The following is a 13843-nucleotide window of genomic DNA, read 5'->3' on the forward strand; positions in this document are numbered from 1 at the left end:
GAGGATGCCCCCGAGTCGACTCTTTCCTATGCGCCATGCGGCCCCCAGGGCACGTAGATGAGACCCAGGACACCGTAACGGTGGGCGCCGCCCACCGGTCAGCGGCCAGAGCATGGGGGGCACGCCCGGTCCCGTTCCGAACCCGGAAGCTAAGCCCCATCGCGCCGAGAGTACTGCGGGGCCAGCCCGTGGGAGGCCAGGGCGCCGCTGACCGGTGGACGGCACCGAGCCGTCAGAGGAAATGGAGAAGGGGGAGGCATCGCGGCCTCCCCCTTTTTTGCGTTTTATAAAGAGCTGTAATACAAGAACTCGCCTTCTTTTAGCTTGTCTTACTGTTTGGCTGTATTTTGAGTCCTTCTTTTGTATTTGCGCGATAATAACTCCCATTGGCGTTAGGGAGGACTTGATGTTTACCGTATTTGTCTTGGGCAATATTGCTTCGGGTAAGTCGACTGCCTGCCGCTATTTCGAATCTCGTGGCGCTATGCTTATCGATCTGGATGAGCTTGCAAAATCGCTGTATGTACCGGGCTCTGATATTGTCAATGCTCTCGCGGATGAATTCGGTTGGGACATTTTGGATGAGGAAGGCGGCATTCGCCGCAGCATCCTCGCTTCTCGAGCTTTCGCTTCTCCTGATTCGGTCGCACGGCTCAATGGCCTTGTGCATCCCGTTCTCATTGAACAGCTTTCGCTTAGGATTCTCGATCCGGTTTGTTGTACGGTTTCGTCTCCCCGTTACCCCTTTGCGGTGGTCGAGGTTTCTGCCCCGACTGGTTTTGAGGATGCATTTGGCTTGGCTGATGAAATTCTGGTCATCAGCGCCCCTTTGTCAGTTCGTCGCAAGCGTGCTATTCAGCGTGGCATGGAGCTATCTGATTTCGATGCCCGTTCTGCTTGCCAGCCCGATGAGTCTGAGCTGTGCAATCTCGCTACAACGGTGATTGATAATACCGCAGGTGATAATTCGCTCTTTGAGCAGCTTGACTCATGGCTTGCATGCCATGGGTTTATAGACACTGCGAATAAGGAGGATGCCGATGCCTAAGACACGTTTCTTTGCGTGGTATCGCCTTATACCGCTGGCTGCCGTTTTTGCCTTCGGCCTTATTTCGCTCGTCTACTCGTATGCTCCTGCCGCCTTCTTTAAGCCTTTGTATCCAATTGACTACGAGGCGTATGTAAAGCAATCGAGTATTTCGCATAATCTGGATCCGTATCTGGTGTGCGCTGTCATTAAGTCGGAATCGAATTGGGATCCCGAGGCTGAGTCGAATCAGGGTGCTCAGGGATTGATGCAGCTGATGCCCGAGACTGCCCAGGATATGATCGCCAAGGGTCTTGTCGACGGTGGGGAGTATTCGGCTGACAACCTTAACGATCCGGCTACGAATATCGAGTTTGGCTGTGCGTACCTCTCGTATCTCTTAACGTATTTCAACGGGTCGACGGATAGCGCTATTGCCGCCTATAACGCCGGCATGGGCAATGTCGACGGATGGGCGCAGCAAAGTACGTCGCTGCACAATGCAATCACCTTTCCCGAGACGCAGGCGTATCTGATTCGCGTCAATAATGCCTGGGTTCGCTACAAGACCCTCTACCCCGATCGGTTCGTATAGGACTATGTCTGCCGCCTGCGTATACTGCAGATATATGAGTTAGGAGTATCCATGGCGGATTTTGAAGTTGAGCGTGTTGGCGGAGAGCTCAAACGTTTTGGCGTTGAGGGCTCTGAGGTGCCGTTTGAGGTCGTGTCTCCCTATGAGCCTGCAGGTTCTCAGCCTAAGGCTATTGAGTCGCTTGTGCAGGGTGTGAGGGACGGAGATCGCTATCAGGTTTTGCTGGGCGTGACCGGTTCGGGCAAGACTTTCACGATGGCTAAGACTATTGAGGCCCTGGGGAAGCCGACGCTGGTCATGGCTCCCAATAAAACGCTCGCCGCTCAGCTTGCGAGCGAGCTCAAAGAGTTCTTTCCCAACAACGCTGTGGTCTACTTTGTCTCGTACTACGACTACTATCAGCCCGAGGCGTATGTACCGCAAAGCGATACATATATCGAGAAAGACTCCTCGATTAACGAAGAGGTCGAGATGCTGCGCCATCAGGCGACGGCATCGCTGCTTTCTCGACGCGATGTGATCGTCGTCGCATCGGTCTCGTGCATCTACGGTATCGGCTCTCCCGAGGACTATGCGGGCCTGGCGCCGAACGTCGACAAGAAGGTGCCGCTCGAGCGCGATGACTTTATCCATGCGCTCATCGACATTCAATACGACCGTAATGACTATGACCTGGCGCGTGGTACGTTCCGCGTACGTGGCGATGTCGTCGATGTGTATCCGCCCTATGCGGAGCACCCGTTGCGCTTTGAGTTCTTTGGCGACGAGGTCGAGCTGATTGCCGAGATCGATGAGGTCACCGGCGAAATGCTACGTGAGTATGAAGCTATTCCCGTGTGGCCGGCCTCCCACTACGTGACCGAGAAACCTAAGGTCAAGGCGGCCCTGAAATCGATCAGCGAAGAATGCGAGAAGCGTGTGGCGGAGCTCAAGGCGACCGACAAGTTGCTCGAGGCACAGCGCCTGCAGCAACGTACCGATTATGATCTCGAAATGCTCGAGACGATGGGCTTTTGCAACGGCATCGAGAACTACTCGCGTCATCTGGATGGACGTAAGCCGGGCGAGCCGCCGTTTACCCTGATCGATTACTTTCCCAAGGACATGCTCTGCATCATCGACGAGAGCCATGTGACGGTGCCGCAGATTCGCGGCATGCACGAAGGTGACCGTTCGCGCAAAGTTACGCTTGTTGAGCATGGTTTTCGTCTTCCGTCGGCGCTCGATAACCGTCCGCTTCGCTTCGATGAGTTTGAGGCGAGGATACCCCAGTTTATCTATGTTTCGGCCACGCCGGGCGACTACGAGCTGCGGGTGAGCCAAAACGACGTGGAGCAGATTATTCGTCCGACCGGTCTGCTCGACCCCAAGATCGATGTGCGTCCGGTTCGTGGGCAGATTGACGATCTTGAGGACGAGATTCGCGAGCGCGTTGCCCGCAAGGAGCGCGTGCTGGTGACCACGCTCACCAAGCGCATGGCCGAGGACCTGACCGACCATCTGCTTGATGCCGGCATTAAGGTCAATTACATGCATTCTGATACGGCGACAATGGACCGTGTCGAGATCCTGCGAACGCTGCGCGAGGGCAAGATCGATGTTCTCGTTGGCATCAACCTGCTTCGCGAGGGCTTGGATCTTCCCGAGGTCTCACTGGTGGCAATTCTCGATGCCGATAAGGAAGGCTTCTTGCGCAACCGCCGTTCGCTGATTCAGACGATTGGCCGCGCGGCCCGTAACGCCGATGGCGAAGTCATCATGTACGCGGACGTCGTGACCGATTCGATGAGAGAGGCGATTGAGGAGACGCAGCGTCGACGCGAGATCCAGATGGCCTATAACGAAGAGCACGGCATCGTGCCCAAGACGGTTCGCAAGGCCATCAATGACATCTCGAGCTTTATTGCCGAGGCGGAGAAAACCGTTGGCTCTAAGGGGCGTTCGAAGGGCGATTCGTTGGGGCATGGCGCGTTCTATACGCCCGATGAAAACGGCGAGGGTGCTGCGCCGGAGACGGTATCGTCCGAGCAGACGCTTGCTGAGCAGTTCAAGGAGTTGCCGCACGATGAGCTCGTGCGGATCGTCGAGACCATGGAGGAGGATATGCGCAACGCTTCTGCCGCCATGGACTTTGAGGAGGCGGCGCGCCTGCGCGATGCCGTCGTTCAGATTCGGGCGATGCTTGAGGGTGCGTCTGAGGACGAGACGATCGAGCGCTTACGTTCGCAGGCCCGCAAGGGTTCCACGTTCGCATCGGGCAGAAAACGCCAGGGTGCACGGTTTAAGAAATAGCGAACAGGCCCCGAGTTCCCTGTGGAGCTCGGGGCCTGTGTCTTTTGCGCACTGGAATTCGTGCGTTAGAGGTCTGCAATCAGGGATTCGGCACAACGGATGCCGTCGGTGGCCGCGCTCATGATGCCGCCGGCATATCCAGCTCCCTCACCACAAGGGTAGAGGCCCGGGGTCGACACGGCATGACACGTTCGGTCTCGGGTGACAGTGACCGGTGAGCTCGAACGAGTCTCCACGCCGGTAAGAACGGCATCGGGGCGGTCGTAGCCTCGTAGCTTTTTTCCGAGTAGGGGAAGTCCCAGGCGGAGCGACTCGACGATATGCTGCGGCAGGGCTTCGTCAATTGCCGTCCAGGTCACACCGAGCGGATAGGTGGGCTTTACCTTTCCGGGCGCCTTGCTGGCGCGTCCTGCGAGGAAATCTCCGACGAGCTGTGCCGGTGCGTTCCAGTTGGAACCGCCCAGGCGATAGGCGGCCGCCTCGCAGGCACGCTGGAGCTCGATGCCGGCGAGCGGGTCATCGTCGGGAAGGTCCTCTGGCGTGACGTTAACGAGCAGGGCGGCATTTGCGTTGTGTCCGTCGCGGGCATTGAGACTGGCGCCGTTGACGCACAAGTGGCCCTGCTCGGAAGAGGCAGCGACAACCTGCCCGCCGGGGCACATACAAAACGAGAACACGCTGCGGCCGTTGGGAAGATGGGCGACAAGCTTGTAGGGGGCTGCTCCGAGTGCCGGGTGCCCCGCCGAAGGGCCATATTGGGCACGGTCGATGTCGCGCTGTGGATGCTCGATGCGCACGCCCATGGCAAAGGTCTTTTGCGCGAGGGCAACGTTATGTTCCTTGAGAAGCTCGAATACGTCGCGGGCGGAATGGCCGCAGGCGAGAATGAGGTGTTTTGTGGCGATTGCCTCGCTTGTGGTTTCTTGGGGCGTTTGGACATCGATGCCGGTGATGGCGCCAGATCCATCGGTTCGAATATTGACGAGCTTTGTTCGATAGCGGACGGTTCCGCCGAGTTGCTCGATACGCTGGGAAATGTTGGTGACGACGGTGGGGAGGATGTCGGAGCCAATGTGCGGCTTGGCATCCCACAGAATATCGCGGGGCGCACTCGCCTCGACGAAGGTTTCGAGGATAAGGCGATGGGCGGGATTTTTGGTTCCCGTATTGAGCTTGCCGTCCGAGAAGGTCCCCGCGCCGCCCAGGCCAAACTGGATATTGCTCTCGGGGTCGAGGATGCGCTCCTTTAGAAAGAGGTCGATCGCCCGCGAGCGGCGAAATGCCGGGTCGCCGCGCTCGATGAGCAAGGGCTTAAGACCTGCTTCGGCGAGCGTAAGCGCAGCGAAAAGGCCGGCGCATCCGGCGCCGACAACGACAGGGCGTTCTTGAGGTGCGTCGGAGGCGGGGGAGGGGAATGAAGGCTCATCGTCTTCTATCGCGCGTACGCGCGAGCGGTCACGCTCGGCAACGCTGTCGATCGCTTCTCGCTCGAGGTGGGGACTAGTCAGCTCAACACGAAAGCTCAGGATAAAATGGACGTCTCGTTTTTTGCGAGCGTCGATTGACTTGCGGTGGAGCTCGATGGACTTGATCTCGGAGTCCTTGCAACGTAGGACGCACTTGGCGACTCGCTTGCCAACAATGAGACAGGCATTTTCATCGCCGGCTTCATCGAGCGACGCGTTGACTTGGGTGATTTCAATCATCGAGGTCTCCTTAGAGGCAAGAAAGAGGCCGTCCGGTATCCCAGACGGCCCGAATGCGTTTTTGATTATAGACTGCGCGGCTACAGGCTGCTTGCAGCGCGAATGCCCGAGATCCAGGCCCACGCAAGGTTAAAGCCTCCGCAATCGGCGTCGATGTCGAGCGCTTCACCGCAGACGTAAAGCGGGGCGTCGACAACGCTGCGCGCGCGTAGGCTGGGTGTTGAGATGCTCTCGACAGATATGCCACCACGCGTGACCTGTGCTGAGCGCTCCTCGGCTGTTCCCTCGACGAGCAACTTAAAGTGTTTGAGGATCGAGACCAGGTGGATGACATCGTTGGAGCCTGGATGGCACTGCTCGAACGTTGTGCAGACGACGCGGGAGAGTTGCGGGGCGAGCATGCCGTCGAGCCAACGGGGATCGCGGGGCGAAAAGCCGCCGAGCAGCTCAACGCGCCGGTTGAGCATATCGAGCAACTCGTCTTTGGAGAGGTCGGGGAAAACGTCGAGCAGGATCGTATCGCCGTGCTGGATACGACGAGAGAGGTTGAAGACAGCGACGCCTGAGATACCGAAGGTTCGAAACAGCACTTCACCGTCTTCGTGCCAGAGCTCATTATGATTGTGGGCGAGCGTCAAGCGGGCACGGACGCGCAGGCCATCCAACGTCTTGAGTGCCGCCCGATTGCCAACGACCGTTGCCGATACGGGGCAGAGGATGGGGTGCAGCGAAGTGAGGGGGAGGCGAAACGTATCGGCGATACCGGTGGGGTTGCCGCCCGTAGCGATAATTACGGCATGTGCCTGCAGGGCCTCGTTCTTGCGAGGGACATCGGCGAGCGCTTTCCGAAGCGAGCGGAGCTCCGATTTTCGGTCGTCGTGCTTCTTTGTCTTGAGTGCTCGCGCGGGACGGTCTATTTGGAGTGCCCAGCCCTCGGGGGCTTTGAATGCCGAGGCAACGTTTGCTCCACATACCAAGGTGATACCCAGACGATTACAAGCGTTGAGAAGCGCATCGCGCACCGATTCGGCACGAAGGGAGCGCGGATACAGCCGGCCCTCCTCGGAGGTCGTCATGATGCCCAGCGAGGAGAAGAAACCCATAAGCTCTTGTTCGGGCTGGGGGCCCATGACGGATTCGACGAATGCGGGGTGGTTATACCGCTGAGGATCAATCGATTCGTTGGAGAGGTTGCAACGGCCGTTACCGGTCGCAAGGAGCTTGAGGCCGCAGGCGACATCGCGCTCAACGATGCAGACGCTTTTGCCAGCGCGTGCGGCCGTAATGGCGGCGGCGAGGCCTGAAGCCCCGCCGCCGATTACCAAGACGTCATAGAGGGCGCTCGCGTTCACTTAGGCCTCGTCGGTCTCGTGCGGGGTAATAGCCTCGACGGCAGAGACTGCCTTGGGCAACATGCCATCGGGCAGCGCGGTCTCGACCTCGCCCTTATCGCAGGCCTCGGCGAGTGCCGGATTAATGGGAAGCTGGCCCAAGATGTCGAGGTTATAGCGCTCTGCGACCTCGGGGAGCTTGCTCTTGCCAAAGACCTCGATTTTCTTGCCGCAGTCGGGGCACTCAATATAGCTCATGTTCTCGACAATGCCCAGAATGGGGACGTTCATCTTCTCGGCCATGTTGACCGCCTTGGCGACGATCATCGAGACCAGATCCTGCGGGCTCGTGACGATGACGATGCCGTCGACCGGCAGCGACTGGAAGACGGTGAGCGCGACGTCGCCTGTTCCCGGAGGCATGTCGACCAGCAGGTAGTCGATGGGGCCCCACGAGGTCTCGCTCCAGAACTGCCTAATGGCGCCTGCGATGACCGGACCGCGCCAAAGGACGGGGTCGGTCTCGTTTTGGAGCAGCAGGTTGGAGCTCATGACCTTGACGCCGTGCTCGGAGATTTCGGGCAGCATAAGGTTGCCAAGGGCATGGACGTGGCGTCCGCTCATACCGAACATCTTGGGGATAGAGGGACCGGTGATGTCGGCATCGAGGACGCCGACCTTGTGGCCGTGACGGGCAAGCTCGGTGGCGATGGCACCGGTGACAAATGACTTGCCGACACCGCCCTTGCCGGAAAGCACGGCGATGACGCGCTTGACCTCGGACAGCGTGTTCTCCTCAAATTGCGACGGCGACGTTTGTCCGCCGGCGGCCTGTGCGTGTTCGCAACCCATGTATGACTCCTTTGTATATGCTGGGGCCGGGGCCCCGCGATGTGACACGAGCGTCATTGTACCCTCGTTTGCGAGCGGGAGTCATTTGCGATGCGTTTGGGCCGAGCGTGCTTGCAATACGATGGGCCCAAGCGAATGGGCGGGCTTACTGAACTATGCTGGCGAACTCGAGGTATTGCATGCGCTGCAGCTTGTCGATCGTCGAGGCGTAGGGGCTGTCTTCCGATTCCAAGTCGTAGCGCAGCCCGTCGGCACCGAGATAGCCGGCGACATTGATGGTGGGCACATCTGACCTTGTCGCAAGCAGGGCCTTTTGGTAATTGGTGAGCGGGGCGCCGATCTTATTAAGGGTAATGGCTGCAATCTCGTTTGCCCCGACGGTGTCGTAGACGTTGAGCTCGGTATTGCCGGCGATCTCATAGTTAGCCCAGACGAGATATGTCGACTGATAGATACGGAAAGCGTGGCTTGCCGTATCTTCCTGAGGGTACAGCTCGTCGTTGAGAGTCGTTGCGGCGCTCGGCTGATGGTCGCCAAAAAAGACAAGAACAACCGGTCTGCCGATGTTGCGGAGCTCGTTGATAAAGTACTCGAGGTCCCGGTCGGATGCGTTGATGCAGGTGAGATAGGTGTTGAGCGCGCTGTTGGCGCCTTCGCTGGCTCCCTCGACCCAATAGTTTGTCAGCTCTTCGGCGGGAACGGTGCCATAGTCGTAGCCGCCGTGATTTTGCATCGTGACGTCAAAGATGAACTGCGGCGCTTCGTCGGTTCTAAGCAGGTCGAGTATCTTGTCGTAGGTGGCGTAGTCGCATACGCCGGCATGGTAATAGGGCGCACCTTCGAAATCGCCGATTGAAAGAAAGTCTCCAAAGCCCAGCTGCTGATAGATTTTATCTCGATGGTAGTTGACGGGGTTTTGCGGGTGCATAGCGGTAGTGGTATACCCAAGCTCTTTAAGGTCCTTTGCCAGGCTGTTTACGCCATTCATCTGATACAGCTGATAGGGGATCTTGCCTAATCCGACAAAGGCCGTTGTCGCTCCGGTCAAAAATTCGAATTCGGAGTTCGCCGTTCCGCCACCGGCGACCGAAGCGAGCATGGTGCCGCGAACAAGTGTGTCGGGAAGCGAGTTGTAGAATGCGGGGCCGGTGTACCCGGCCGCCTGGAGCTGCTCAAAGCACGAAAGGTCGCTAAAACTCTCATTCATGACGGCAACAATCGTCGGCTTGATTTCATTGAACTGGGCAACGGCCGCCGCGCGCTGCTCGCTCGAGCCATATGTGCTGTCGTAGGCGGCGGCGAGCTCCTGCTCGATGCTCTGCGCCTCATCGGGCGTATAGTCTTCGGGCTTCTCAATGGGCAACTCGTTGACCATTTCGGTGAACGAAGTGATAAAACCCTGAGACGCATACGTGGTGATGGGCTGCCAACGGTCAAATCCAAAATCCAGCGCCTGCTCCAAGTCGATGTTGGAAAAGCCTGAGAGCCCCACAACGGTCACTAGCAGAAAAGCACAGAGGTTAGTGGCGATAGCGGGGAAGACATGGGTGGGCGTACGGAGCTTTCGCGGTCGGATGAGCGAAAGAAGCCCCAGGGAAATCTCCAGCAGGGCGAGAGAGGTTACGATTCCGGCGGTAAAGGTAAACTCGTATCCCTCGCTCACTTCCATTGCGGTGCCAAGGGCCAAGATATCGCTTGGCAGGATGGCTTCGCCTTTAAACGTTATGACGAAGTGCTCGGCAATGCCAAGGAAGCAGCAGACGACGGGCACGAGAGCCATGACGCCTCCATGACGCTGTCCCAGCAAATAAAGGGAGAGCAGAACCGTCGCGAGCAGCCCGACGGAAAACCCGAATGAGTTGGCGGGAATGCGATAGAACGTTTCGTTGCAGGCAATTTCGAGTGAAACGAACGAGAGCGCTGAAACAGCGGCGATGACAAGGATGTCACGGCAAATACAGGCAACCGTTCCCGTCGCAAGGTCGGTTTGGTCGATAAGTCCCGAAACCAAGGGCTCGACAAGAAGCATGACGGCGGCAGCACCGAGCGCCGAATAAGAAAGGACCCATAGGGAGCTGCCCTCATTTACGAGCAATTGATTCGTAACCCATGCAGCTACCACGCCGAGCGGGATGAGGAGCGTCGCGCACCAAAAGACGCGGGCAATGGGTGGCTTTTCGTTGCGTTTGATTGAAAAATACACGCGCACGACGACGGCGGCCACGATAAGGACGGCGATGAATATGGGCAGATTGGCCATGTCGCTCGAAGTGATTTCAAGGGGGATATCTTCGGTCATGGACGTTCCTCTGGTACAACAAATTAAGTTCAGTATTAGATTACTGTAACCTTTCCACGGCATTTCGAGAAACAAAGCGCCCGATACGCAAAGCTAAAGGTCTGCGAATCTTGTATTACGAACATCTGTGCGCGTCGAGTGCGCTAAACTCATCGGCAGTATGATTCGATGCAATAGGAGGCAAGGAGCTTCCATGTCTGATTCTTCTATCGTTATTCGCGGCGCCCGTGAGCACAACCTCCGTGATATCGATGTTTCCATTCCGCGTGACCAACTCGTGGTCATTACCGGTCTTTCTGGCTCGGGCAAGAGTTCGCTGGCATTTGACACTATCTATGCCGAGGGCCAGCGTCGATACGTCGAGAGTCTTTCGAGCTATGCGCGCCAGTTCTTGGGACAGATGGACAAACCCGACTTGGATTCAATCGACGGCCTTTCGCCGGCGGTGTCGATCGACCAAAAGACGACGTCTAAAAACCCTCGCTCGACGGTTGGCACCGTAACCGAGATTTATGACTATCTGCGCCTGCTGTTCGCCCGTGTGGGCACCCCGCACTGTCCCGAATGCGGCCGTGTCATTGAGCGCCAGACGACCGACCAGGTTGCCGACAAGGTCTTGACGGCGGGGGAGGGCCGCCGCGCGTTTGTGCTGGCACCGGTGGTGCGCGGGCGAAAAGGCGAGTACACCAAACTGTTTGAGGATCTTCGCGCCGAGGGCTTTAGCCGCGTGCGTGTCGACGGTGAAGTGCGCTCGCTCGACGATCAGATCGATCTGGACAAGAAGTTCAAGCACGATATCGAGGTCGTGGTCGACCGCATCGTGATCCGTGAGAACTCTCTGGGCCGTATCGCCGAGTCTGTTGAGCAGGCGACCGCGCTGGCGCACGGCAATGTGAACGTATACTTGCTGCCCGACCGCGACGCTCCCGAGGGGACCGAAGGCGAGTTGCTGGAGTATTCGCTGGCGTTAGCGTGCCCGGAGCATGGGCACTCCATCGATGACCTGCAGCCGCGTGATTTCTCGTTCAACGCGCCCTATGGCGCGTGCCCAGAGTGCGATGGCCTGGGCTTTAAGAAGACGGTCGATGCCGAGGCCCTAATCGAAGACCCCTCGAAGTCGATCGCCGACGGGGTCTTTGGCAGCCTGTTTGGCAACTCTAACTACTATCCGCAGATTTTCGCTGCGGTCTGCAAACACTTTAAGGTGAGCGTCGATACGCCGTGGGAGGATCTGCCTCCGCGGGTGCGTCGCGCGTTTTTAGACGGCATGGGCGACCAGAAGATTTCGGTCGACTATCAAAAGCTCGATGGGCGCCGCAGCCAGTGGGACACCAAGTTCTCGGGCGTGCGCAATATCCTGTACGAGCGCTATACCGAGACGACGAACGAGAACACCAAGGCGCGCTTGGAGAAGTACATCCGCGAGGAGCCGTGCTCGAGCTGCCACGGCGCTCGTTTGCGCCCCGAGATGCTCGCTGTTACCGTAGGCGGTAAGTCCATTTACGAGGTCTGTTGCCTATCGTGCCGCGAGTCGCTCGAGTTTTTTGAGGGCTTGGAACTCACCGAGCGCCAACAGTTTATCGGCGGGCGCATCGTCAAGGAAATCCTGGAGCGCTTGCGTTTTCTGGTCGATGTCGGACTCGACTATCTGACCCTCGATCGTGCCTCGGCGACGCTTTCCGGAGGCGAGGCCCAGCGCATTCGCCTGGCAACGCAGATCGGCGCCGGCCTCATGGGTGTCCTGTACATTTTGGACGAGCCATCGATTGGCCTCCATCAGCGTGATAACGAGCGCCTGATCAAGACGCTTGAGCGCCTACGCGATATCGGCAATACCGTCATCGTCGTCGAGCATGATGAGGATACGATTCGTGCTGCCGACTATGTGATCGACATGGGCCCCGGTGCGGGCGTGAACGGCGGACACGTGGTCGCCGCGGGAACGCCTGCCGATATCATGGCGTGCCCCGATTCGATGACGGGTGCCTACCTGACCGGCAAGCGAATGATTCGGGTTCCCGATGAACGCCGCAAGCCCGGTCGCGGCTGCCTTAAGATCACGGGCGCCCGCGCCAACAACCTCAAAAACGTTACCGCCAAGATCGAGTTTGGTACGCTTACGGTCGTTACCGGCGTGTCGGGATCGGGTAAGAGCTCCCTGGTTACCGACACCATCGCACCTGCCCTTACGAATGCCATTCACCGTTCGACGCGCCCTGTGGGTCCGTACAAAAAGCTCGAGGGTATCGAGTGCATCGATAAGGTGATCGACATTGACCAGTCGCCGATCGGCCGTACACCGCGTTCCAATCCCGCTACGTACATTGGCCTGTGGGATGATCTGCGCGCGCTGTTTGCGAGCACACCGGAGTCGAAGGCACGCGGCTACTCGCCGGGACGTTTCTCCTTCAACGTGAGTGGCGGGCGCTGTGAGGCGTGCAAGGGCGACGGACAAATTAAGATCGAGATGCACTTCCTTCCCGATATCTATGTCCCCTGTGAGGTCTGCGGCGGCAAACGCTATAACCGCGAGACGCTTGAGGTCACCTACCGTGGTAAGACCATCTCGGACGTGCTCGACATGAGCGTCACCGAGGCACTGGCCTTCTTTGGGAATATCCCGCAGATTAAGCGCAAGCTCCAGACGCTGTACGATGTAGGCTTGGGCTACGTGAGCCTGGGCCAGCCCGCTACGACGCTCTCGGGCGGCGAGGCGCAGCGTGTGAAGCTCGCCAAGGAGCTTCATCGACGCCAGACGGGCAAGACGTTCTATATTTTGGATGAGCCGACGACCGGCCTTCATTTTGAGGACGTCCGCCAGCTGCTCGATGTGCTGCAGCGCTTGGTCGATGCGGGCAACACGGTGCTGGTGATTGAACACAACCTTGATGTCATCAAGGTTGCCGACCGCCTGATCGATATGGGCCCCGAGGGCGGTAACGGCGGCGGAACCGTCGTGGTTTCGGGCACACCGGAGCAGGTTGCGGACTGTCCGCAGAGTTATACGGGCAAGTTTTTGGCGCCGTTGCTCAGGCGTGACCGGGAGCGTCAGGCTCAACTTGATGCTCAATAAATAGGCGATTCAGTTTATGGGCGCCATCGACTCCTTGTGATTCGATGGCGCTTGCTGTGTCGAAGTGACGTATGCAGCCGAATTGGACATATACTTAATCCTTGCGTCCGAATGCGAGGGAAAGGATATGCCATGGCAAAGGCTGTAAAGACGCCAAAAACCAATGCGATGCGCGAGCTGGAAAGCGCCGGCATTTCCTATGTTCTACATACGTACGAAGACGATGGTGATGAGTCGGCGGGCCTGGGGGTCGCGATTTCGGAGCAGCTTGGCGAGGAGCCCGGACAAGGATTTAAGACCTTGGTCTGCGTGACGCCGTCCAACGACCACGTCGTGTGCTGCATCCCTGTTGCCGACGAGCTCGATCTAAAGTCCGCCGCGCGTGCCGCGGGGGAGAAGTCCTTGGCCATGATGCATGTGAAGGATTTGCTTGCGGCGACTGGCTACGTTCGCGGCGGCTGCAGTCCGGTCGGTATGAAAAAACGCTACCGGACGCTCATTGATGAGACATGTGTCCTTTGGGATACCATTTTTATTTCGGGAGGCAAGCGTGGTTATCAGCTTGAGCTTGCACCCGATGATTTAATTGCATTTTGCGGGGCGACGGTCGCCCCGATTACGAGAGAGGACTGAGCGATGCCGCAGGAAGAATTGAAGTGCGGAGCTCA

The 13843-nt window shown here is 58.1% G+C and carries 9 protein-coding genes and 1 rRNA gene; 6 read left to right on the top strand and 4 right to left on the bottom strand.

The features are described 5' to 3' along the window. Positions 1-97 precede the first annotated feature (97 nt). From rrf to uvrB, 4 genes are all read left to right on the top strand, one after another. Positions 98-213, top strand: a 5S ribosomal RNA gene (gene rrf / locus DWX63_RS03440). Positions 214-406: 193 nt separating this feature from the next. Continuing rightward, the gene (gene coaE, locus DWX63_RS03445; protein ID WP_117842826.1) at positions 407-1048 is read left to right on the top strand and encodes a dephospho-CoA kinase; all 642 of its coding nucleotides are present in this window, start codon (positions 407-409) and stop codon (positions 1046-1048) included. Beyond that, positions 1041-1622 (top strand): lytic transglycosylase domain-containing protein, encoded by a 582-nt coding sequence (locus DWX63_RS03450; RefSeq protein ID WP_117759573.1) that lies wholly within the window; start codon positions 1041-1043, stop codon positions 1620-1622. The genes coaE and DWX63_RS03450 overlap by 8 nt, the downstream gene beginning before the upstream one ends. Before the next feature lie 51 nt (positions 1623-1673). Beyond that, entirely contained in the window at positions 1674-3914 is a 2241-nt protein-coding gene (gene uvrB / locus DWX63_RS03455) for an excinuclease ABC subunit UvrB (protein ID WP_117842827.1), read from the top strand. Between the two features lie 65 nt (positions 3915-3979). Here uvrB and DWX63_RS03460 read toward each other — a convergent pair whose 3' ends face one another. The 4 genes from DWX63_RS03460 to DWX63_RS03475 all read right to left on the bottom strand — a co-directional run bounded on the left by DWX63_RS03460 (position 3980) and on the right by DWX63_RS03475 (position 10102). Continuing rightward, entirely contained in the window at positions 3980-5620 is a 1641-nt protein-coding gene (locus tag DWX63_RS03460) for an NAD(P)/FAD-dependent oxidoreductase (RefSeq protein ID WP_117842828.1), read from the bottom strand. An 80-nt stretch (positions 5621-5700) separates the two neighbouring features. Then, a complete protein-coding gene (locus tag DWX63_RS03465) occupies positions 5701-6972 on the bottom strand; it encodes an NAD(P)/FAD-dependent oxidoreductase (RefSeq protein ID WP_117842829.1) in 1272 nt (423 codons plus the stop codon). After that, positions 6973-7803 (bottom strand): Mrp/NBP35 family ATP-binding protein, encoded by an 831-nt coding sequence (locus DWX63_RS03470; protein WP_022094864.1) that lies wholly within the window; start codon positions 7801-7803, stop codon positions 6973-6975. 145 nt (positions 7804-7948) lie between these two features. Then, positions 7949-10102, bottom strand: a complete 2154-nt coding sequence (locus DWX63_RS03475) for an LTA synthase family protein (protein WP_158559604.1) — start codon at positions 10100-10102, stop codon at positions 7949-7951. A 193-nt stretch (positions 10103-10295) separates the two neighbouring features. Here DWX63_RS03475 and uvrA point away from each other — a divergent pair, with 193 nt between their 5' ends. Both uvrA and ybaK read left to right on the top strand, forming a co-directional pair. Further along, positions 10296-13175, top strand: coding sequence for an excinuclease ABC subunit UvrA (uvrA, locus tag DWX63_RS03480; RefSeq protein WP_117842831.1), 2880 nt, complete (start codon positions 10296-10298; stop codon positions 13173-13175). Between the two features lie 132 nt (positions 13176-13307). Beyond that, on the top strand, positions 13308-13808 hold the full coding sequence (gene ybaK / locus DWX63_RS03485) for a Cys-tRNA(Pro) deacylase (RefSeq protein WP_089573609.1): 501 nt from the start codon (positions 13308-13310) through the stop codon (positions 13806-13808). Positions 13809-13843: the final 35 nt, after the last annotated feature.

The organism is Collinsella sp. AF20-14LB (assembly GCF_003459505.1).
In the GTDB taxonomy this organism is placed as follows: domain Bacteria; phylum Actinomycetota; class Coriobacteriia; order Coriobacteriales; family Coriobacteriaceae; genus Collinsella.